Below are 22,333 nucleotides of genomic sequence, written 5' to 3'. Positions count from 1 at the left end.
CGCGCTTCCGTGCCCGGTGATCCCACTTAGTTGCGAAATACTGCTCAGAAATTGTCCCTGGTGCAAAATGTCAGTCTGAAACCGACGGCGTACTGAATACGCAAAGTAGTACAAACGAAAATAGTTATCATAATTAGTACGCATGAAGAGACAAAAAGAAAAGAGGCGTGCCTCTTCACGGTTGTCCCTACCGCGTCGCTATCCTATGCCTGTGCAAAAGCCGATTTATTGATTTACCGCAGTGATTGATTCAATAGGAGAGACTTTAAAAAGTGTCGAAATAAAGTACATAAAAAAAGCCGCTAAAATTCAGCGGCTTTCGGTTGGCAGGAGAAAACGAAAAAATTAGCGTTTTTTGCCCAGTGCGGCGGCCAGCGCATCGGCCATCGCGTTATTGCCCGCCGGTGCCGCATTGCGGCCTGCCGGTTTGTTTTGTGCGGGACGTTTCTGCCCATCGCGCGGGCTGGCTGCAGCCGGTGCCGATGAACGGCGCGCCGGTGCTTCGCCCGGTTGCTCGTCCAGACGCATGGTCAGCGCAATACGCTTACGTTGCAGATCGACTTCCATCACTTTGACTTTCACGATATCGCCGGCTTTCACCACGGTGTGCGGATCTTCGACGAATTTGTTTGCCAGAGATGAAATGTGCACCAGACCGTCCTGATGAACGCCGATGTCCACGAATGCGCCGAAGTTGGTGACGTTGGTGACGGAGCCTTCGAGGATCATGCCAGGCATCAGGTCATTCATGGTTTCCACGCCATCGGCAAAGGTCGCTGTCTTGAACTCAGGACGCGGATCGTGCCCTGGTTTTTCCAGCTCTTTGATGATGTCGGTGACGGTCGGCACACCAAATTGTTCATCGGTGAATTCGCTGGCTTTCAGACCGCGCAGCGCATTGGAATCGCCCATCAGATCTTTCAGTGCCAGCTGCGTCGCGGCCAGAATACGTTCGACCACCGGATAGGTTTCCGGGTGAACCGTTGAGGCATCGAGCGGGTTGTCGCCGTGATTGATACGCAGGAAGCCCGCGCACTGTTCAAAGGCTTTCGGCCCCAGACGGCTGACTTTCAGCAGTTGTTCACGGTTACGGAACTGACCATTTTCATCGCGCCAGTTAACAATATTCTGCGCCATCATACGGGTCAGGCCAGCCACGCGAGTCAGAAGCGGCACCGACGCGGTGTTGAGATCCACACCCACGGCGTTCACGCAGTCTTCGACCACGGTATCGAGTTTTTTCGCCAGCTGTGACTGGCTGACATCGTGCTGATACTGGCCGACACCGATAGATTTCGGGTCGATTTTCACAAGCTCTGCCAGCGGATCCTGTAAGCGCCGGGCGATAGACACCGCGCCGCGAATGGAAACGTCCAGATCCGGGAATTCCAGCGCGGCCAGCTCGGAGGCGGAATACACCGACGCACCAGCTTCACTGACAATCACTTTCTGCGCTTTTACCGCCGGGAACTGTTTTTGCAGCTCGAGGAAGAAACGTTCCGTTTCGCGGGACGCGGTACCGTTACCGATCGCCACCAGCTCAACATTATGTTTGATGCACAGCGCGGCAACCTGCTGCGCGGCTTTGGCCGCCTGTCCGGTATGGGGATAAACCGTGTCGATATCCACCAGTTTGCCGGTGTTATCCACAACGGCCACTTTGACACCGGTACGCAAGCCCGGATCGAGGCCCATGGTGGCGCGCATCCCGGCGGGTGCCGCCATCAGCAAATCGTGCATGTTGCGGGCAAAGACGTTAATGGCTTCATCTTCGGCGCGTTCGCGCACGGTGCCCATCAGTTCAGTTTCAAGGTGCAGCAGCACTTTGATGCGCCAGGTCCAGTTGACCACCGCACGGCGCCAGACGTCGGCAGGCGCGTTGTTCAGGCGCAGACCCAGATGATCGATGATCAGCTGTTCCGCGTAGCTCTCTTTCGGTGGCTCGTCGTGCTGCGGATCGGCATTCAGCGCCAGTTGCAGGATACCTTCGTTACGGCCACGGAACATTGCCAGCGCGCGGTGCGAAGGCACCTGAGAAATAGGTTCGTGGTGATCGAAATAGTCGCGGAATTTCGCGCCTTCCTGCTCTTTGCCTTCGACCATGCGGGAGGTCAGGTGAGCGTTTTTCCACAAATAATCGCGGACTTTCGCCAGCAGCCCCGCATCTTCGGCGAAGCGCTCCATCAGAATGTAACGCGCGCCATCGAGCGCCGCTTTAGTGTCGGCCACGCCTTTATCGGCATCGATAAATTTCGCGGCGGCGGCATCCGGCTCGTTTTGCGGCTCGTTCCACAGCAATTCGGCCAGCGGTTCCAGACCGGCTTCGATCGCGATTTGCCCGCGCGTGCGGCGCTTGGGTTTGAACGGCAGGTAGAGATCTTCCAGTTCCGTTTTGCTCAGCGTGGTACGGATGGCTTTTGCCAAGTCGTCGCTCAGCTTGCCCTGTTCTTCGATGGATTTGAGGATGGTCTGACGACGGTCTTCCAGCTCACGCAGATAGCCCAGACGGGAGTCCAACTGACGCAGTTGGGTATCATCCAACCCACCGGTGACTTCCTTACGATACCGCGCAATAAACGGCACGGTATTACCTTCATCCAGCAGACGCACCACGGAAGCAACCTGCTCCGGGCGAACCTGCAATTCACTTGCGATAATGCGGCTCAGTTGATCATTCATAGGTCTGGTATCAGTTTTTTCGTTAGTGAGTGACGTAAAAGCAGGGGCACAGTTATACGGTTTGAAGGCTGAAAATGCCAGCCATCAGGCCATTGCGCTGCGCGTTTTGAGAGTTAGCTGATCATTTCACGTAGTCAATGTCATTGACGTACCAAGTCGCATCGCCAACCGGTGTGGTGACCACCAGGCTGTCCCCGACTTCCTTTTTCAGCAGCGCACGCGCCATCGGGGAGTCGATAGAAATATAGTCTTTGCGGCCAAAGATTTCGTCATAGCCAACGATGCGAAAACGCTTGATGTCGCCGTTGTCGTTTTCCACTTCTACCCATGCGCCAAAGAACACTTTGCCGTCCTGCTGCGGCGAGTAATCGACAATGCGCAGTTGTTCCATGCATTTGGTCAGATAGCGGATGCGGCGGTCGATCTCACGCAGGCGCTTTTTGTTGTACTGGTAATCAGCATTTTCGCTGCGATCGCCGAGGCTTGCGGCCCAGGTGACTTTTTTAGTCACCTCAGGACGCTCTTCCCGCCACAGGAAATCCAGCTCCGTTTTGAGCTTGTCGTAGCCTTCGCGGGTAATCAGTTTGGTCTTCATGCTGGCTGTTGCCTTCCACGCGGTTAATTTTTTCAAAAAATTTCTGTGGCCATTGTTTCACACATTTGCATTGCTGGCAGTGCAGAAATTGGCCGAGAAATCTGCCGGACTGCTACGCTTTATGTGATGGCTTTTTAGTCGAATAATTATTATCCTTCGCCGCGATAGGGTGGGTTTATATTCTGTTCACCGTTTACGCAATATTCTGAATTTTATAATAGTTTCATAAAAAATAACTTCTGGTTATGGGTCACAGGGATTAGGGGTACAGCTACAAATGGATTTACTCAAATTCTTACTTCGTCTGCCTTTTACATTGATAAAAGGCGTCCTCCGCGCGCTGGCCTTCATTTTGGGTCTGCTTGGGCGCGTCTTTAAACCTGTTGTCGGCAATATCGACTGGCGTGCGCCGGTCTGGTGGACGGCAATGTCCGGCGGGCTGAAGCGTGGTTTTGCACGCCTGGAAGGCGGGGTGGATAAACACCCGAAAGCCATCAGCCTGACGATTCTGGTGTTGCTGTGCGCGGCAGGCGCGGGCGTTTATGGCTGGCACTGGTGGTTAAACCGTCCGCAGCCGATTGAACCGGCACCGATGGTCTATCAGGAAACCAGCGTGCGGGTCAGTGGCCCGGAAGCGGTGAACTACGCCGCACAGAAACTGGCGCCGCAGCAGGTGTCGTTTTACTTCAAAAACTCCGCTGCACCGCTAACCGATGTTGGCAAAGTGGTCGAGAAAGGGATTTCCCTGAAACCTGCCGTGGAAGGCGAGTGGAAATGGCTGAGTGGCTACACGCTGGCATTCACGCCGAAAAAACCGCTGCCAATGGGCACCCGATATGAAGTGAATTTCACGCCTGACGTGTTACTCGCCCCGCAAATCAAACTGCCCGTGACGCGCTATGAATTCACTGCGCCGGCGTTTGATTATCAGCTTGGGGAAACGGAGTATTACCAGGACCCGCAGGATCCGCAAAAACGCAGTGCCATTTTCAACGTCAGATTTAATGCACCGGTGGATGTGGCCAGCTTTGAAAAGCAAATCGCGCTTGGCCTGACCGAAGGGAAAGCCAAAACCGAGTCGAAACTCAATTATTCCGTGGTCTACGACCAGAAAAAACTCAATGCGTGGGTGCATTCTGAACCGCTGAAATCGCTTGATCACGGCGGCTCCGTGCGCGTCTCGATCGGTGAGGGCGTGAAAGCCTCGGTGGCATCGAACGCCACGACACAAGCCAGAAATGGTGTGGTTTCCGTGCCGACGCTTTACAGCCTGACGGTAAATGAAGCCAGCGCGCAGGTTGTGGATGCTGACGGGGCGAAAGGCCAGCGTGCACTGATTGTCGGTTTCAGCGATGCGGTCAAAGACAAAGACATTCGCCGCGCGGTAAAAGTCTGGCTGTTGCCGCAGCACGATCCGAATGAACCCGAAGCCGGTACCGGCCCGGACGACTACGCCAGCTGGGAAGTGCAAAGCATCGAAAATAACGTGCTGGCGCTGTCCACGCCGCTGAATATTCAGCTCAATGACGCCGAAAGTGATTTTCAGCCGCAGTTCAGCTTCCGCTTTGATGCCCCTGCGCACCGCTCAATGCTGGTGGAAATTGATAACGTGCTGACCTCCTCCGGCGGCTACAAAATGCCGGAAAAAGTCTACCGTATCGTGCAGGTTCCGGATTATCCGAAGTCTCTGCAATTTATGTCGCAGGGCTCGCTGCTGTCGGTCAACGGTGACAAGCAAATCAGCGTTGCGGCGCGTAACGTGCCGGGAATGCGTCTGGACATCAAACGGGTGATCCCAGGCCAGTTGCAACACATCGTTTCCTTCAAAAGCCGTCAGTATTCCTCGGCAGAATTTAACCGCCTGAATGACGAGTATTTTACTGAGCACTTCAAGTATCAGACGGCGGTAAACAACGATAAACCGGGTGAGGTGAATTATCAGGGCGTTGATCTCTCCCGCTACCTTTCGACCGATCCCAACTCGCACCGTGGCGTATTCCTGCTGACGCTGTCGGAATGGGATCCGAAGAAGAAAGAAGAAAAACCGGCCGCAGATGATGACGGCAACGTCTATCAGGAAGAAGAGAGCAGTGACGAACCCTCTGTGGGCGATTCCCGCTTTGTCGTTGTGACCGATCTGGGGATTATCGCCAAGCGTTCGCAGGATAAAACCCGCGATGTGTTTGTGCAGTCAATTCACAGCGGTACGCCGGTGGCGAACGCGAAAGTCTCGGTGATTGCGAAAAATGGCGTCACGCTGCTGACGCAAACCACCGGTGCCGACGGCCATGTGCGTTTCCCGGCGCTGGACGTTTATACCAGCGAGCGCCAGCCAGTGATGTTCCTGGCAGAGAAAGAGGGCGATGTCTCCTTCCTGCCTGCCGATCGCGATAACGATCGTGGCCTGGACTTCTCGCGTTTTGACATTGATGGCGAAATCACGCCGAACGATCCGCGCACGCTGAGCAGCTATCTGTTCTCCGATCGCGGTGTCTACCGTCCTGGCGATACGTTTAATATCGGCCTGATCACCCGCGCTGCTGACTGGAGTAACGGGCTGGCCGGTGTGCCGGTTCGCGCTGAGATCCACGATCCGCGCGATAAGCTGATGAGCACTGTACCGCTGACGCTCGGTGCCAGTGGTTTTAACGAACTCAGTTACACGACTGATGATAATTCGCCTACCGGCGAATGGAACGTCTATCTGTATCTGATCGGCAAAGACAATGAATCTTCTACGCTGCTGGGGCATACCTCCGTCAATGTGAAAGAGTTCGAGCCGGACCAGCTGAAGGTAAAACTCCAGCTGACGCCTGAGCGCAAGCAGGGCTGGGTGAAACCGTCGGAACTGCAGGCCAATATCGACGTGCAAAATTTGTTTGGCACACCGGCACAAGATCGCCGCGTGACCTCGAAACTGACGCTGCGCCCGATGTATCCGAGCTTTGATCAGTTCCCGGAATATGCCTTCTATGAGAACCGCCAGAACAGCGACGGCTTCGAAACAGAACTGGAAGACCGCACCACCGATGAAAAAGGCGCGGCGAACATTCCGCTGGACCTGAAATCCTATGCTGACGCGACCTACCAGTTGCAGTTGCTGTCCGAGGCGTTTGTGGCCGGTGGCGGGCGTTCGGTTTCCGCCACCGCACGGGTTTTAGTGTCGCCGTATGATTATCTGGTCGGTGTTAAACCGGACGGCGATCTGGGGTACATCAACCGCAGTGCGGTGCGTCATCTCAATGTGATTGCGGTTGATCCGACGCTGAAACAGATTGCGCTGCCTGCGCTGAAAGTTGCACTGATCGAACAGAAATACATTTCGGTGCTGACCAAACAGGATTCCGGCGTTTATAAATATCAGTCCAAAATGAAGGAAGTGCAGCTGTCGGAACAGCCGCTGTCACTTACCGCGCAGGGCAATGACCTGACGCTGGCGACGGACAAACCGGGTGATTTCGTGCTGGTGGTTGAAGACGCACAGGGCAACGTGCTGAACCGCATTGGCTATACCGTCGCCGGTAATGCCAACCTCAGCCGTTCGCTGGACAGAAATGCCGAACTGAAGCTGAAACTGAATCAGGGCGAATATCTGCCGGGCGAGGAAATCGAGGTGTCGGTTAACGCGCCGTATACCGGCAGTGGCCTTATCACCATCGAGAAAGATAAAGTCTACAGCTGGCAGTGGTTCCACACCGATACCACCAGTTCGGTGCAGAAAATCCGCGTCCCTGCGGGCATGGAAGGCAACGGCTATATCAACGTGCAGTTCGTACGCGATGTGAATTCCGACGAAATCTTCATGAGCCCGCTCAGCTACGGCGTAATGCCATTCAAAATCAGTACCAAAGCGCGTCAGAACTATCTCGAGGTGGATGCGCCTGAAGTGATCAAACCGGGCGAAAACCTGGCGATGACCGTGATGACAGACGGCCCGCAGCAGGTTGCGCTGTTTGCCGTCGATGAGGGGATTTTGCAGGTGGCGCGTTATCGCCTGAAAGATCCGCTGGAGTATTTCTTCCGTAAACGCGAGCTTGGCGTGGAAAGCTCGCAAATCCTCGACCTTATCCTGCCGGAGTTCAGCAAGCTGATGCAGCTGGCCGCCGCGCCGGGCGGGGACGCCGGTGAAGGGCTGGATCTGAACGTCAATCCGTTCAAACGTAAACGCGATAAGCCAGTGGCGTACTGGTCTGGCATTACCGAAGTAAATGGCGAGAAGCAGTTCGATTACCAGGTGCCGGATTACTTCAACGGTAAAATCCGCGTGATGGCAATTTCCGTCACGCCGGACAAAATCGGTAAAGCGCAAACGTCCGCAACGGTGCGCGACAACTTCATCATGACGCCGAATGTGCCGTCGATGGTGGCGCCGGGCGATGAGTTTGACGTCAGTGTCGGGGTCAGCAATAACCTCGAAGGTCTGAACGGAAAAAGCATTCCGGTGGCGATCCACCTGACCGTGCCGCCACAACTGGAAGTGGTCGGTAAAGCCGATCAGAACCTGTCGCTGGCTGAAAAACGCGAAGGCGTAATCAACTTCCGTCTGCGCGCCAAAGCCCTGCCGGGCGATGCGCCGCTGGTGTTTGACGCTACGTATGCTGATAAAACCAGCCGCCGCACCATCAGTACGTCGGTGCGACCTGCGATGCCGTTCCGCACGCAGTCGGTGATGGGACGCATGAGCGGCAGCAGCCAGAACGTCGATAACCTGCGTCAGATGTTTGATGCTTATTCGGTGCGCAAAGCGGCAGTTTCCAACTCGCCACTGGTGCTGACTAACGGGTTGTCGCAGTATCTGGCGGATTATCCGTACTACTGTTCGGAGCAGATTGTCAGCCGTTCGGTTCCGATGATCCTCGAAGGGCTGCATCCGGAAATGAAAGGCAGTCTGAGTCAGGCTGAAACCAGTAAGAAATTGAAAGACATGCTGGCTATCCTGCGTTCACGTCAGAACGACAGCGGCGCGATAGGTCTGTGGCGTTCGTCGCCGGAAACCGATCCGTTCGTCACGCCTTATGTGGTGCAGTATTTGCTGGAAGCCAAAGCCGCAGGCGTGGCGCTGCCAGCCGGCATGCTGGAAGAGGCCAACGGCGCATTGCGTGTATTGGCGGCGAATCAGAATGATGATTTGTACAACTTACGTCTGCGCGCATGGGCGGTGTATCTGCTAACGCGTCAGGGTGAAATCACCACCAGTTCACTGGCCTCGGTGCAGGACACACTGCAACAGCGTTATCCGGACACCTGGAAAACCGATCTCAGCGCGCTGTATCTGGCGTCGTCTTATCGCATGCTGAAGATGGATGATGAAGCCAATACGCTGTTGCAGCCGACATGGAAGCAACTGAGCAAGGCCTATGACAAAGCCTGGTGGACGCAGAGTTACTTTGACCCACTGGTGCAGGACGCAACGCGGCTGTATCTGATCACCCGTCACTTCCCGGAAAAAGTGTCAGCCATTCCGCCGCAGGTGCTGGAAAACATGGTCAAATCGCTGAAAGAGGAACGTTACACCACCTATTCCTCGGCGATGAGCATTCTGGCGCTGGAGAGCTATTCCTCACAGGTGGCAGCCCAGGCAACGGCACCGGATGCGCTGAAAATAACGCAGATCAGCAAAAGAAATAATGTTGAACCGCAGCTGATTTCCAGCGTTCAGGGGCTGTTTGCGAAAGCGAATTTCACTGCTGATGCGAAAGCATTACGTGTGGAAAACGGTAACGATGCGCCAGCCTGGTATGTGGTGACGCAGGCCGGTTACGATCTGTCCGCGCCGAAGAAAGCGATTTCGCGCGGTCTGGAAATCACCCGCGATTACACGGATGAAAAAGGCAATGCAGTCACGCAGGTCACGCTGGGGCAGAAGATCAACGTGCATCTGAAAGTCCGTGCCAATTCAGAAGAAGGTCAAAGCAATCTGGCGATTGTCGATTTGCTGCCGGGCGGCTTCGAAGTGGTTCAGCAAACGCCACCGGAACCGGAATCTGACAGCAGCGACGAGAACAGCGACGCGGAAGCGTCGGCTTCCTGGCAGTCACCGCTGGCGGCATCGGGTTCAACGTGGGCACCGGATTACAGCGATATTCGTGAAGATCGCGTGGTGATTTACGGCAGCGCAAGCACCGATGTACAGGAGTTTGTGTATCAGATCAAAGCCACCAATACCGGCAGCTTTGTGATCCCGCCAGCGTATGGCGAGGCGATGTACGACCGCGAAGTTCAGGCGCTCTCCGTCAGTGATAAAAAACTGGTGGTTGTGCCTGCTGCTGACAACAAATAACAGAGGGTGCCAGGCACTGTCTGAAGACTACGCCCCGCCATTCACGGCGGGGCGTAACCTTTCCCGGGTAGCAAGATGATCACCATTCCCACATTCTTCCGCACAGCAAAACGTCTGCTGCAAAATATTCTGATGGGCGTCTTTTTACTGGCGCTGATCGTGCTGGTCTGCCGTCTGTGGCCGCATCCGCCGCTTTCGCAGGGGCAACCTTTCTCCACCGTCTATTACGATCGCCAGGGCACGCTGATGCGCATCACGCTTGCCAATGATGACCGCTATCGTTTGTGGACGCCGCTCGGACAGGTTTCTCCGCTGGCCATTAACGGTTTGCTGTTGCACGAAGACCGCTGGTTTTACGTTAACCCGGGTTTCAACCCGGTCAGCCTGCTGCGTGGATTCTGGCGCAGCTATGTCGCGGGCGGCAAAATGCAGGGCGGCTCGACCATCACCATGCAACTGGCGCGTATGCACTGGCATCTCAATACCCGCACGCCGTCCGGCAAAATCATGCAGGTTTTACGTGCGGTTCAGCTGGAGCTGAGTTATTCCAAACACGACATCCTCGAAGCCTATCTGAACTACGCGCCCTACGGGCGCAACATTGAGAGCATCGGCGCCGCCAGTCTGATTTATTTCAACAAGGCGCCCAAAGATCTGACATTACCTGAAGCGCTGACGCTGGCTGTTTTACCGCAATCACCGAGTTTTCGTATTGATGCCAATACCGGCGTACTGGGGGCGGCGCTGACGCAGGCACGCAACCGGCTGTTTGAGCGCTGGCAGGCACATTACGTCACAGACTCCAGCCAGATTTCACTGTTCAGATTGCCGCTGGCGCTGCGCCAGCCGGAGCGGATGCCCTACATCGCGCCACATTTTATCGAACAGCTCAGGCTGCAAAACCGGCAACTGATTCAGACCGATACCCGCATCGACACGACGCTGGACGCGGGCCTGCAGCGGCTGGTTGAGCGTCAGGTAAACGCATTTATCACCCGTAACCAAAGTCGCGGTATCCAGAATGCCGCCGTGCTGCTGGTCGATAGCCGCGATATGGGGGTGCGGGCGCTGATGGGATCGGCGGATTACTACAACCGCAGTATTCAGGGGCAGGTGAACGGCACTAACGCCAAACGCTCGCCGGGATCGGCGCTCAAACCCTTTATTTACGCGCTGGGCATGGAGCAGGGCGTGTTGCATCCGATGACTATCCTGAAGGATGTGCCGTCAGCCTTCGGTGCTTATGCGCCGGAGAACTTCGACCGCCGCTTTCTCGGGCCAGTGACGGCCACCGATGCCCTGAACTTCAGCCGCAATATTCCTGCCGTGTATGTTGCGTCACAGCTTCGCCAGCCGTCGTTTTATCAGTTTCTGCGTCTTTCCGGCGTTGCCAATATGTCCAGCGAAAACCACTATGGCCTGTCGCTGGTGCTGGGCGGCGGGGAAGTGACGATGCAGGAACTGGCAAAATTGTATGCCCTGCTGGCGAACCGCGGCGTGCTGCAACCGCTGAGGATGCAAAAGAGTGATCCACAAACAGCCCCACCGGTACGGTTACTGAGTGAAGAAGCCAGTTTTATGACGCTGGACATGTTGCGTCAGCACCGCCGCCCTGGCGATACGCTGGCCCAGCAGCCCTCCGCGCTGCCCGTGTACTGGAAAACCGGCACCTCGTGGGGATTTCGTGACGCCTGGAGCGTCGGGATTTTCGGTCCTTACGTGCTGGTGGTATGGGAGGGGAATTTCGACAGTAAAGGCAATAATGTGTTTGTCGGCGCAGAGGCCGCAGCGCCGCTGTTCTTCAATATTATCGACAGCATCAATGCCAGCTATCCGGCATTGCAGGAGCCGAAGCGTGCATTCCCTAAACACCTGAAACGGGTGGATATCTGCCTGGCCAGCGGTGATTTACCGACACCCTGGTGCCAGCAAAAGGGCAAAACCTGGTTTATTCCCGGTAAATCACCGATTAAAGTCGATACCGTCTATCGCCCGGTGCGTCTTGATAAACTGACTGGTGACGTGGCGTGTCCGCCCTTTGATGAGGACGAAACCCGCACTGAAGTGTTTGAGTTCTGGCCGTCGGACCTGGCTAACGTGTTTGCACAAGCCGGTTTACCTAAGCGCAAACCGCCGGTGAGTCACTGCAAAGATAACGGTGTGGACGTCAGTGGCAACCCGCCGCGTATTACCTCACCGCTTAAAAACACGACGTATACCTTGCGGCAATCCCAGCAGGGGCGCGACCGGATTTCGTTCAACGCGGTCACTGACGCGGACAGTAAAACCGTCTACTGGTTTGTCGATGATATCTATCTCGGCAGCTCCGCAAGCAAATCCGCCATTAACTGGCAGCCTATCAATAACGGGCAATACCGCATCCGCGCCGTAGACGATCGCGGACGCGCGGACAGCCGGTTGGTGAGTATTGAGATTGTGAATTAGCGGTGAAATTCGGGCAGCGCAATGGCTGCCTGAAAATTATCTGATATCGATTTTAAGCGTGGCCGTCGCCTGGAAGGGACCTGTGTCGAGTTCACCGCCGACCAGGTTTATGGGAATGGCTTCGAGCGACAGTTTCCCCTGCCCGGTCTGATTGATCGCAAGAACGCCCATAGTAAAAGGGATATATGTCCCCGTATTTTCGATCATAATGCCTATATCTGCTTTGTTATCGGAAGGGCGACGCCGTGCAACCAGATAATACTGATCTTGAACATCCTGACCTTCAAGGATCATGGTTAATTTATTGCCCGCGGGTATCACGGGTAATCCGTTCTTTGTGCAGTTATATCTGATGTCAAAGTTAACCGGGCGATAATTATCTGGTCGGCCATTTTTAGTGACGAACTTACTGGCCTGAATGGCGCCGAAATTGACGGAAATAATTTCACCTTCATTTATTTCGCAACTTTGCGGTACTGTCAGTGTCCCGCTAAGGTACAGAATAGCCACCGGCGTACCTAAAATAGGGTTCGGGTTAGCTGATGTGGCAGCGGACGCATACACGCGGGCAATTTCAGTGTGTGGGATATTTATTTCACCCACAAAAGGCATAGTAATGTAGAAGTTTAATTTTCCCTGAGACCCGGTTGTGAATGTATCGTGCGTGTTATGTTGCCTGCATACACCTGTGTTAGTTTTATCCCGATGCAGTGTTTTATCAATGACTGCATTGGTCGTGGGGACAGTAATGTAATTATTATTAGGAATGGAAATTTGAGTCATGAGGTCCACATGATCATTTATTTTATAATAATTTATGGCGTGTCCGGCTGGTAATGATGTTCTTAAGCTGTATATAATCTGTACTCCGCTTGAACTTGCTGCATCACTATCAGTACAGTTACAAGCTATCTGATAGCTTTGTTGCCCCCCGTTCAGCGTTTCTTCGAACGTAAATGTCTTTTTATTTTCAACACTTTTTAAATCATGCAGTAAGTTATTTTCGTAACTATTTGCCCCACCATTAAGGGGCTCGCAGATAACGGCATCTCCGGCAAATACATGTGCGGGATAAATCCATGACAGGGTAAAGCCCAATACTGCCAATATGTGTGTTTTGAAATGAGATTTATTATTCATTTTTTTCCTAAATACATGAGGCAGTAATAGTCTGAACTGAAACAGGCGAAGGTTTTAGATTCACCGTCGCTTTACATTGCTGATTTTTAGCCATGCCCCATTTCACCTTAAAATCTACAGGTACGTTAGTTTTAACTCCGGATAAATAAAGGATCCCACCTTCATCGACGATATTCTCTAACGTTTGATCCTCATTCACCGCGACAGCCCCGAAAGGTACAGGCGCACCATCTAAACGGAGCAACTTAATAAGTACACGGACACCAATTCGTGCATCGAAGTGTGCAACTACCATCGCCCCTTTATTGGGAATAACCATTTCGGAAGATTTCGTGACATCGACGTCTTTGGGAAGTGTTGTGGTATCAAGATCGATCCGGTTTTCTGAGTATGCGGTGAGATAGGGAACAACGGCATAACCGCGCCAATCCGTTTCCAGGCCAGGAATATTTTGAACTCTGGCCCCACTCGCACCGTTGGTATCGATCAGAGCAAAAGTCTCGCTTAATGGTTGGGAAAGCGTAACGCCATGGTTGTGCCCAACTATTCCACCCGAGATCCCATAACTTATTTGTTGAGAAGTATTATCATAATAATACCCAGTATTTAAAATGCCGTACGGTGAACGATAAGTCGCGTTCAGGTTTGTGTTGTCTGTACCGCCCTGATTGGTATGGCTCTGTAAAACAGAATAGCTGAGGCGATAATCATCTAAAGCTCTGCCACTCATGCCTAATTGCTGACGAGTACTGTCGCCCTTTTGATGGGTAGCATTATAGGTCGCCCAACTTTGTGGCAACCAGCGACTTAAGGGCACACGAATGTTAAGTGCAATCTGCTGGTCATCTTCTTCATCTTTTACCCGGCTATAGGAATACGAGAGGTTATAGCTGATGCTATAAAAACTTGAACTCATTCCAACCGCGATATTTTTCTCTTTATTAGTGTCTCGCCAGTAATCCTGCTGATAGGCTGAGGCGTAAAAGCTGGCACCCTCCCAAAGTGACTGGTTGACACTGAGTTGATATTTACTGCGTTTGTGACCATTTTGCACTGCATCATCCAGCGATTGATTGGCTTCATCAAAATCGTAGAATCCGCTCGTCGAATAGCGGTAACTGGCAACGGAGAAATTGGTATTTGTTGTTTCGATATTTTTTGAATATTGGGCTCGATAAGACTGACCACTACTATTTTCATTGTTGTCCAGTGTGGTTTGAGCCTGGGTAATATCGACAGATACTGAGCCTAAATTAAGCAGACTAAACCCTATTCCGGCAAGGCCTGATACATAGTCAGAGGAAAGCAGAGTGCCGGCATAGGCAGTTATTTCATTAGAGATACCGTAAATCGCTGTGCCTTGGGCAAAGTTAGGTTCTTTATCTCCATTTTCATTCGAACGATATCTTCCGAGTGTGCCACTGTATTTAAATCTTCCAGGGCGTTGCATAACGGGTACAGCGGAGAAAGGCTGATTAAACCTGCGTTCCGTTCCATCTGCTTCTTTAACAGTGACTTGTAACTCCCCGCTAAAAGAGGAGGGATAAAGGTCATTAATCTCGAACGCACCTGGCGCAACGTAACTTTGATAGATAATGTAACCATCTTGACGGACAGTGACCTCAGCATTGGAATTGGCAATGCCTCGAATGGTGGGGGCAAAACCGCGTTGACTGTCGGGCAGCATGTTGTCATCGGACGCTAACTGAACACCCGTAAATGGCAGGCTGGGAAATAAGTCACCAGACGTTGAGCTTTCCCCCAATAAAAACTGGGATTTCAGGCTCTTAATATCACGTTCTGCATAGGTAGATATGGCATCCCAGCTTTGTTCATTGTCCCCGCTGCTGTAAGTACTGTAATTACGTAAACGCCATGGACCCAGGTTCAAACCGTTTTGCATATTAAGGTACTGGCTTGCGTCATCACTGCCATTTTTATTATGACGCTGGGAGCCTGAAAAAGAATAATTGGAAAACAAAACCGACACTCCGTCATCCCATCTTTTTGGGTCAACATACCCGTGAGCTTGCTGATTCAATGCAGCCTGAGGAATGCTCAAATCCAGACGCATACGGTTAAAATCGAATTTTGCTTCGGCGGCAGGAATGTATGACGCCAGTGAGTTAAGAGGGGCATCCGGTTTATGGTTGGCTAAAGCAGGGAAAGCATCCACGCGAATATTCAAGGCACGCAGTAAATCAGGAGTAATATTTGCTTTCAGTGAGCCATCAGGCATCTGGACATAGGAAATGTTTTGTTCAGACATCTCCTGTTGGTTAACAAAAATCTTGGTGTTATACACACCAGGAACTTGTGCTTTATCACTCAGAGAAAAAACCGAAAGATCTACTTTATCAGTGGGCTGTCCATGATGTTCAAGCAGCTGAGGATCGAAATAGACCTCCTGTGCCAGCGCCGAACTTATCGTCAGGCTGATTGCGGGTGCAAAACATAGTGTTAAAAAATGATGCTGCAAACGAAGTCGATAAATGAGCTCCTTCGCCTTATTCGTATACGGATAATCATCCATGGCGGCTGTCCCTGACGTCTCAAAACGCTTCCTGGTGAATAATTAAAATGTTAATTAAAGTGCGTGTTTGATTGGGGGCGTATCACCGCCATAATCATTTATTGCTCTCCATTCAACAGTATTACCGGTATTGTTATCAGGCAATTTTACTGTGATCTCGCTGTCTGGTGGGATCATGTCAGTATCTTTAAGTAATGAGTTTCCTAATGTCAGATAACTTAAAACAACGTAATAAGAAGAAGGGTTTCTAATATGCAGCTGACCGTGACTTTTTGAGAATGTGAGCATTTTGTAAGCATCAGAAGCTTTTCCTTCGATTTTTTCCGGACGATAAAACAACTTGATTCGTGTTTTAACCACAAGGATCAATTCACTTGTGTCATTTTTAGGTGTAGAGGGAATGGCACGGATATTGATATAAAATACAGACTCTCTGTCCTGAGGTAATTCGGTACCCGTATATGAAATACGCAGGTTGTTTTCTTCATGTTCGTTCAGACGAAAGAGGGGTGGGGTAAGCGCAAAGGGGGCGCGGGTTTTCCCATCACTATTTTCTATCCATGACTGGATTAAAAAGGGTTTGTTATCGGAATTATTACTTAATGGGAGTGAGGCTTCTTTTTTCTCAGCATTGTATATCACGCGTGTACGCCCAATTAAAATCCCACCGCCATAACTTTGCTGAATGGAAAAAATAAAAATTAGCGATATTTTCATTAAAGGTATGATTATTTTACGCATGAGATCATTAAATCCAGTTAGTATATGGAGTAAGTCTTTTTTGGGAAAACTCGCCAGAAACCTGGCGAGTTAATTCTTTTATCGGTAGTCGAGAGTGATGTCTACACTGGCTTCTGCAAGGCCCTCCTCGATATCTACAGTATCGACATACGAACGATAGTATGCCTTCCAGTTGATATTCATGCTTGTGCCAGTGATAGGGTATTCAATATCAGAAAGTCTATTTAAGGGCATAATGGAACCGCTGGCTGCATCAATAATTTCTATACCAACACCCTTGGCGATATCAGCAGAGACAACCCCTTTTCCTACCTGAATTAAATTAGGATGACTAGTGTCTACTGCCGGAGCCTCTAACCAAACACGGAAGTTTGGTATTGTGCTTGTGACCGGGCAGTTAGTGAGAGGAAGTATAACATCAACAAGTTGCGGGGATGTATCACCCGCATTGCGGAACTGAGCTGCTGAATAATGACCTAACTCAATATCTTTATCAGCGCCGCCGTTAATCACACAAGCAGTTTTAATGATTTCACCCGTGAAGTTAATTCTTCCGTCAATCGCGTAGCTGTTTCCACCTAACGCCAGAAGTAATCCGCTAACAATAGCTTTGTATTTCATTTTCATTTTCAGCATCCATTCATAAATAAAATATTGAAGGTGAGGGCTACAGGCTCCATCAATTCATACACAAAACTTATTAATGAAGCGCCTGCAGGAATCGGATTCTATCAAGTGTTTTATGTATTGAATAGTAGGTGCGAAGTTGTCTATTTAGCTTTGGGATGTTTTTTACTCTAATATATAAATCTGAATAATTGTTTATATTTAGATGATTCATTTTAATGATTTGTTGATGATTAACTGGTCTGTGATGAAAAGAAAAAGATATTATTAAAATTTTATTATTAATTTTATCTATAAAAGGACTCATTAAGATTTCTGTTTAATTTCATCTCAAATTAATTTGAGAGTGATTTTTTTACCGACAATGAGCCATTTTTACTCTTACCCCGGAAGGATGCCGTCTGGGAATCGGTCAGACAGGTCAGATAAAGTACAGCAGAAGTCGGGAACGGGTTTTGGAGGGCGGGACAAACCGTAACAAAGCAGGCGTTGGTAGCGGAAGATTCCTCTGATATTGTTGATAAATTAGGAAATCCGTATTCATTGTTACAATTTCGGCTAGAATATATACCATTAAACACTGTCTGTTTTGGCTGATTTTTCTAACAATACACGCTTCAGGCATTCACGCCTTTGGGAGAGTTACATGCAAGAAAATCACAAGATTCTGGTGGTCGATGACGACATGCGTCTGCGCGCACTTTTGGAGCGTTATCTGACTGAACAGGGCTTCCAGGTGCGTAGCGTGGCCAATGCTGAACAAATGGACCGCCTGCTGACCCGTGAGTCCTTCCACCTGATGGTGCTGGATTTGATGTTGCCGGGCGAAGACGGTTTGTCTATCTGCCGCCGCCTGCGTAGCCAAAGTAACCCGATGCCCATCATTATGGTCACCGCGAAAGGCGAAGAAGTTGACCGTATCGTGGGGCTGGAAATTGGTGCCGACGACTACATTCCTAAGCCGTTTAACCCGCGTGAACTGCTTGCCCGTATTCGTGCCGTATTGCGCCGTCAGGCCAATGAACTGCCGGGTGCCCCTTCTCAGGAAGAAGCGGTGATCTCCTTCGGTAAATTCAAACTGAATCTCGGCACCCGCGAAATGTTCCGTGAAGATGAGCCTATGCCGCTGACCAGCGGTGAATTTGCCGTGCTGAAAGCACTGGTGAGCCATCCGCGTGAACCGCTGTCCCGCGACAAGCTGATGAATCTTGCGCGTGGTCGTGAATACAGTGCAATGGAGCGTTCTATCGACGTGCAGATTTCGCGTCTGCGTCGCATGGTAGAAGAAGATCCGGCGCATCCACGTTATATCCAGACCGTCTGGGGTCTGGGCTATGTCTTCGTGCCGGACGGCAGTAAGGCATGAGACGAATACGCTTTTCACCGCGTAGCTCGTTTGCCCGAACACTGTTACTCATCGTCACCTTGCTGTTCGTCAGCCTGGTGACGACTTATCTGGTGGTCTTGAACTTCGCCATCTTACCGAGCCTGCAACAGTTCAATAAGGTTTTGGCCTACGAAGTGCGTATGCTGATGACCGATCGGTTGCAGCTGGAAGATGGCACGTTGCTGGCCGTACCACCGGCGTTTCGTCGCGAGATTTATCGTGAACTGGGCATCTCTCTTTATACCAACTCTGCGGCAGAGGAGAGTGGCCTGCGCTGGGCGCAACATTACGAATTCCTGAGTCAGCAGATGGCCCAGCAACTCGGTGGCCCGACTGACGTGCGTGTTGAAGTGAACCAAAACACGCCGGTCGTGTGGCTGAAAACCTGGCTGTCGCCGGATATCTGGGTGCGCGTACCTCTGACTGAAATTCATCAGGGTGATTTTTCCCCGCTGTTCCGTTATACGCTTGCCATTATGTTACTGGCGATAGGCGGCGCATGGCTGTTTATCCGCATTCAGAACCGACCCCTGGTGGAACTGGAACATGCCGCGTTGCAGGTGGGTAAAGGGATCATTCCTCCGCCGCTGCGCGAGTACGGTGCTTCAGAAGTCCGTTCGGTTACCCGTGCCTTTAACCAGATGGCTGCCGGTGTGAAACTGCTGGCCGATGACCGCACATTATTGATGGCGGGCGTCAGCCATGATTTACGCACGCCGCTCACCCGTATTCGTTTAGCGACGGAAATGATGAGTGACGGCGATGGTTATCTCGCGGAGTCGATCAATAAAGACATCGAAGAGTGCAATGCCATCATCGAGCAGTTCATTGATTATCTGCGCACCGGGCAGGAAATGCCGACGGAAATCACCGATCTCAACGGTATTTTGGGTGAAGTGATCGCCACGGAAAGTGGCTATGAGCGTGAAATCGATTCCGGTCTGGCTGAAGGTGAATTGCTGGTGAATGCGCATCCGCTGTCGATCAAGCGCGCGGTGGTGAATATGGTGGTTAACGCCGCCCGCTACGGTGATGGCTGGATTAAAGTCAGCAGCGGTCGTGAGTTGCAGCGCGCCTGGTTCCAGGTTGAGGATGACGGTCCGGGCATTGCGCCTGATCAGCTCAAGCATCTGTTCCAGCCGTTTGTGCGGGGGGAAAGCGCACGCACCACCAGCGGAACCGGGCTCGGGCTGGCCATCGTTCAGCGTATTATTGATGCGCATTCGGGGACGCTGGATATCGGGAAAAGTGAGCGTGGCGGGTTACGCATTCGCGCCTATTTGCCGTTACCGGTTGAGATGCTGAAAGCGGTGGCGGTTCAGCAGAAGCCCGTCTGATTAAACGGGGGCCGTAATAATCCCCCGCTTTAATGGCATCAGGGCTGTAAAAAGCAGCTGAGAACATCCCGGTTTCTTCATATCGGCGATCACTTGTCGCGCTGCGGCAACCCAGGGTTTTGTCAGCTCTTCCTGCTCATCACATAATACTCTGCCGCTTCTTCCCGCCATCTCGGTGTCTCTGCTGCGTCCCACGGATTCACGAGTTGCACGCCTGCCAGTGCAAAGCCTTCAGGATGATCCGTTGCCAGAGTCGCCTGATGATTGAGGCAAACGGCGGCGAGCTGGATATCAGGCTCCGGCATATCCCTGTTGGCCGCTTTTAATAAGGCTGAAACTCGCGGGTAATACAGTGCGCTGGCCGCATCAAATGACAGCAGGCGACCGGCGAAATCCTGATTCAGCATTTCCAGTAAAGCCTCCGAAAGTGCGGCTTTCGGCTGGTTCTCTGGCAAATTCTCAACCCAGGAGAAAAGTGCGGCGACGCTCAGGCTGGTCAGGTACAGCTGCGTAGTGTCCTGCGCATCCAGCCATTGCAGTACGTTCTTTTGCGGCCGGGGGTTGATCATCTCCAGGATGACGGCGGTATTGAGAATAATCATTTGGATGGCAGTTCGAGGGGCCCGATGCTCAGCGTAGAAAAACGCTGGCGGAGCTGGCTGCCCAAACCGAAGTCAGGTTGGGCGGGCGTTAAGGCCTGCTTCAGAATTAAACGCACTTCCTCTTCCATCGAGTGGCCTTTTCTGGCTGCCGCAATACGCAAAAGTTCCTTCACGTCGTCATCCAGATTACGAACGGTAATAGTCGCCATGTGATGCTCCTCTGACAGCTTTGCTGTCATTCTGAAATGCCGCCGGGCCGGTTGCAATAAAAAAGGCGCGGAAGTCCGCGCCTGAAAGGTGAATATCGACAGATTAAAGCGTCGGCCCGGCGCTGACCAAGGCGGCACCCGCAGGCGTATCGGTATATTTGTCGAAGTTATCAATAAATAACCGGGCCAGATGCTCAGCTTTTTCCTGCCATTGTTCACGGCTGGCGTAGGTATTGCGCGGATCCAGAATCTGGGTATCGACGCCCGGCAGCTCAACCGGCACGGCCAGATTAAACAGCGGCAGCGTAAACGTTTCTGCGTCGTCAATTGTGCCATTGAGGATGGCGTCGATAATGGCGCGGGTGTTTTTCAGCGAAATACGCTTACCGGTGCCGTTCCAGCCGGTATTGACCAGATAGGCCTGAGCGCCAACCGCTTCCATGCGCCTGACCAGCACTTCGGAGTATTGCGTCGGGTGCAGCATCAGAAAAGCGGCACCAAAGCAGGCGGAGAAGGTCGGCGTCGGCTCATTGACGCCGCGCTCTGTACCCGCCAGTTTGGCGGTGAAACCAGACAGGAAATGGTATTGCGTCTGCGAAGCCGTCAGTCGGGATACCGGAGGTAAAACGCCAAAGGCATCGGCGGTCAGGAAAATCACTTTGCTGGCGTGACCTGCTTTGGACACCGGCTGCACGATATTCTGAATGTGATAAATCGGGTATGAAACGCGGGTGTTTTCAGTTTTGCTGTTGTCATCGAAGTCGATCTTACCGTCTTCGCTGACCACGACATTTTCCAGTAACGCATCGCGTTTTATCGCACCAAAAATTTCCGGCTCCGCTTCCTTGCTGAGTTTGATGGTTTTTGCGTAACAACCTCCCTCGAAGTTAAACACGCCATCATCGTCCCAGCCGTGTTCATCGTCACCAATTAACTGACGTTTCGGGTCGGTGGACAATGTGGTTTTTCCTGTGCCTGAAAGGCCAAAGAATACCGCCACATCACCTTTTTCACCGACGTTGGCGGAACAGTGCATTGACGCTATGCCCTGCAACGGCAACAGGTAATTCATCACCGCGAACATGCCTTTCTTCATCTCGCCGCCGTACCACGAGCCGCCAATAAGCTGAATGCGCTCGGTAAGATTAAACGCGATGAAGTTTTCAGAATTCAGGCCCTGCTTCTGCCAGTCCGGGTTGGTGCATTTCGCGCCGTTCATGACAATAAAGTCAGGCTCGAAGTTCTCCAGCTCAGTCTCCTGCGGGCGGATAAACATGTTTTTGACGAAGTGAGCCTGCCAGGCGACTTCAGTAATAAAGCGCACCTTCAGGCGGGAATCGGCGTTTGCACCGCAAAAGGCATCGATGATGAATAAACGCTTTCCAGACAATTGCTTGCTGACTAAAGCTTTCAGCGAAGACCAGACTTCAGGCGACAACGGTTTATTGTCATTTTTGCCTTTGCCCTGATCTGCCCACCACAAGGTATCGCGCGTGGTGTCGTCGCGGACAATGTATTTATCCTTTGGGGAACGGCCGGTGAAAATGCCGGTATCGACGTTCACTGCACCCAGTTCTGTCACCTGTCCGCGCTCAAAGCCTTCAAGGCCTGGTGCGGTTTCCTCATTGAAAAGAGTCTCGTAATCAGGGTTATAGACGATTTGACTGCTTTGATGGATCCCGTAGCGGGCGAGTGTTTCGGCGTTGATCCCGAGAGTGGTTGGCATTTCCCTGCTCCTTACCTGAACGTAGAACCCCT

At 51.9% G+C, this 22,333-nt stretch carries 13 protein-coding genes; 4 read left to right on the top strand and 9 right to left on the bottom strand.

The window, feature by feature from the left end; genetic code table 11:
* Window positions 1–345: 345 nt before the first annotated feature.
* Together ACQZQY_RS03770 and greB are read right to left on the bottom strand one after the other, a co-directional pair.
* Window positions 346–2,679 (bottom strand): Tex family protein, encoded by a 2,334-nt coding sequence (locus ACQZQY_RS03770; protein ID WP_056775412.1) that lies wholly within the window; start codon window positions 2,677–2,679, stop codon window positions 346–348.
* Window positions 2,680–2,800: 121 nt separating this feature from the next.
* Complete coding sequence (gene greB, locus ACQZQY_RS03765; protein ID WP_431296630.1) at window positions 2,801–3,274, bottom strand: transcription elongation factor GreB; 474 nt, start codon at window positions 3,272–3,274, stop codon at window positions 2,801–2,803.
* Window positions 3,275–3,551: 277 nt separating this feature from the next.
* On the opposite strand from greB, the gene ACQZQY_RS03760 reads away from it, so the two are divergent.
* Window positions 3,552–9,554, top strand: a complete 6,003-nt coding sequence (locus ACQZQY_RS03760; protein ID WP_431296629.1) for an MG2 domain-containing protein — start codon at window positions 3,552–3,554, stop codon at window positions 9,552–9,554.
* Window positions 9,555–9,629: 75 nt separating this feature from the next.
* Window positions 9,630–11,999 carry a penicillin-binding protein 1C gene (gene pbpC / locus ACQZQY_RS03755; RefSeq protein ID WP_431296628.1) on the top strand — a complete coding sequence of 790 codons (2,370 nt, stop codon included), beginning with the start codon at window positions 9,630–9,632 and terminating at the stop codon, window positions 11,997–11,999.
* A 36-nt stretch (window positions 12,000–12,035) separates the two neighbouring features.
* On the opposite strand, the gene ACQZQY_RS03750 is transcribed toward pbpC, so the two are convergent.
* The 4 genes from ACQZQY_RS03750 to ACQZQY_RS03735 form a co-directional block, all read right to left on the bottom strand.
* On the bottom strand, window positions 12,036–13,139 hold the full coding sequence (locus ACQZQY_RS03750) for a fimbrial protein (RefSeq protein ID WP_238485018.1): 1,104 nt from the start codon (window positions 13,137–13,139) through the stop codon (window positions 12,036–12,038).
* A gap of 7 nt (window positions 13,140–13,146) precedes the next feature.
* Window positions 13,147–15,672 (bottom strand): fimbria/pilus outer membrane usher protein, encoded by a 2,526-nt coding sequence (locus ACQZQY_RS03745; protein ID WP_431296627.1) that lies wholly within the window; start codon window positions 15,670–15,672, stop codon window positions 13,147–13,149.
* A 54-nt stretch (window positions 15,673–15,726) separates the two neighbouring features.
* Window positions 15,727–16,413 (bottom strand): fimbrial biogenesis chaperone, encoded by a 687-nt coding sequence (locus tag ACQZQY_RS03740; RefSeq protein WP_431296626.1) that lies wholly within the window; start codon window positions 16,411–16,413, stop codon window positions 15,727–15,729.
* A 78-nt stretch (window positions 16,414–16,491) separates the two neighbouring features.
* Entirely contained in the window at window positions 16,492–17,040 is a 549-nt protein-coding gene (locus ACQZQY_RS03735; protein ID WP_431296625.1) for a fimbrial protein, read from the bottom strand.
* Between the two features lie 646 nt (window positions 17,041–17,686).
* On the opposite strand from ACQZQY_RS03735, the gene ompR reads away from it, so the two are divergent.
* Both ompR and envZ read left to right on the top strand, forming a co-directional pair.
* Complete coding sequence (gene ompR / locus ACQZQY_RS03730; RefSeq protein WP_009635740.1) at window positions 17,687–18,406, top strand: osmolarity response regulator transcription factor OmpR; 720 nt, start codon at window positions 17,687–17,689, stop codon at window positions 18,404–18,406.
* Window positions 18,403–19,764, top strand: coding sequence for a two-component system sensor histidine kinase EnvZ (envZ, locus tag ACQZQY_RS03725; RefSeq protein WP_056775384.1), 1,362 nt, complete (start codon window positions 18,403–18,405; stop codon window positions 19,762–19,764). The genes ompR and envZ overlap by 4 nt, the downstream gene beginning before the upstream one ends.
* 122 nt (window positions 19,765–19,886) lie before the next feature.
* Here envZ and ACQZQY_RS03720 read toward each other — a convergent pair whose 3' ends face one another.
* The 3 genes from ACQZQY_RS03720 to pckA form a co-directional block, all read right to left on the bottom strand.
* Window positions 19,887–20,366, bottom strand: coding sequence for a type II toxin-antitoxin system VapC family toxin (locus ACQZQY_RS03720; protein ID WP_122097294.1), 480 nt, complete (start codon window positions 20,364–20,366; stop codon window positions 19,887–19,889).
* Window positions 20,363–20,575, bottom strand: a complete 213-nt coding sequence (locus tag ACQZQY_RS03715) for a FitA-like ribbon-helix-helix domain-containing protein (protein ID WP_056775379.1) — start codon at window positions 20,573–20,575, stop codon at window positions 20,363–20,365. Before ACQZQY_RS03715 ends, ACQZQY_RS03720 begins: the two co-directional genes overlap by 4 nt.
* Window positions 20,576–20,678: 103 nt before the next feature.
* Window positions 20,679–22,301 carry a phosphoenolpyruvate carboxykinase (ATP) gene (gene pckA / locus ACQZQY_RS03710; RefSeq protein ID WP_431296624.1) on the bottom strand — a complete coding sequence of 541 codons (1,623 nt, stop codon included), beginning with the start codon at window positions 22,299–22,301 and terminating at the stop codon, window positions 20,679–20,681.
* Window positions 22,302–22,333: the final 32 nt, after the last annotated feature.

Origin of the sequence: Rahnella sp. PAMC25559 (assembly GCF_050632365.1) — a bacterium.
Taxonomy (GTDB): domain Bacteria; phylum Pseudomonadota; class Gammaproteobacteria; order Enterobacterales; family Enterobacteriaceae; genus Rahnella; species Rahnella rivi.
Note: the sequence above shows the minus strand (reverse complement) of the source record. Positions and strands in the feature narration are given on the sequence as shown.

Bases quoted from the DNA above. Each gene is read 5' to 3' on its own strand.
- ACQZQY_RS03715 (WP_056775379.1), bottom strand. From the start codon at position 20,575: ATGGCGACTATTACCGTTCGTAATCTGGATGACGACGTGAAGGAACTT.
- ACQZQY_RS03740 (WP_431296626.1), bottom strand. From the start codon at position 16,413: ATGCGTAAAATAATCATACCTTTAATGAAAATATCGCTAATTTTTATT.
- greB (WP_431296630.1), bottom strand. From the start codon at position 3,274: ATGAAGACCAAACTGATTACCCGCGAAGGCTACGACAAGCTCAAAACG.
- ACQZQY_RS03745 (WP_431296627.1), bottom strand. From the start codon at position 15,672: ATGGATGATTATCCGTATACGAATAAGGCGAAGGAGCTCATTTATCGA.
- ACQZQY_RS03770 (WP_056775412.1), bottom strand. From the start codon at position 2,679: ATGAATGATCAACTGAGCCGCATTATCGCAAGTGAATTGCAGGTTCGC.
- ACQZQY_RS03735 (WP_431296625.1), bottom strand. From the start codon at position 17,040: ATGAAAATGAAATACAAAGCTATTGTTAGCGGATTACTTCTGGCGTTA.
- ACQZQY_RS03720 (WP_122097294.1), bottom strand. From the start codon at position 20,366: ATGATTATTCTCAATACCGCCGTCATCCTGGAGATGATCAACCCCCGG.
- ACQZQY_RS03750 (WP_238485018.1), bottom strand. From the start codon at position 13,139: ATGAATAATAAATCTCATTTCAAAACACACATATTGGCAGTATTGGGC.
- ACQZQY_RS03760 (WP_431296629.1), top strand. From the start codon at position 3,552: ATGGATTTACTCAAATTCTTACTTCGTCTGCCTTTTACATTGATAAAA.
- pckA (WP_431296624.1), bottom strand. From the start codon at position 22,301: ATGCCAACCACTCTCGGGATCAACGCCGAAACACTCGCCCGCTACGGG.
- ompR (WP_009635740.1), top strand. From the start codon at position 17,687: ATGCAAGAAAATCACAAGATTCTGGTGGTCGATGACGACATGCGTCTG.
- pbpC (WP_431296628.1), top strand. From the start codon at position 9,630: ATGATCACCATTCCCACATTCTTCCGCACAGCAAAACGTCTGCTGCAA.
- envZ (WP_056775384.1), top strand. From the start codon at position 18,403: ATGAGACGAATACGCTTTTCACCGCGTAGCTCGTTTGCCCGAACACTG.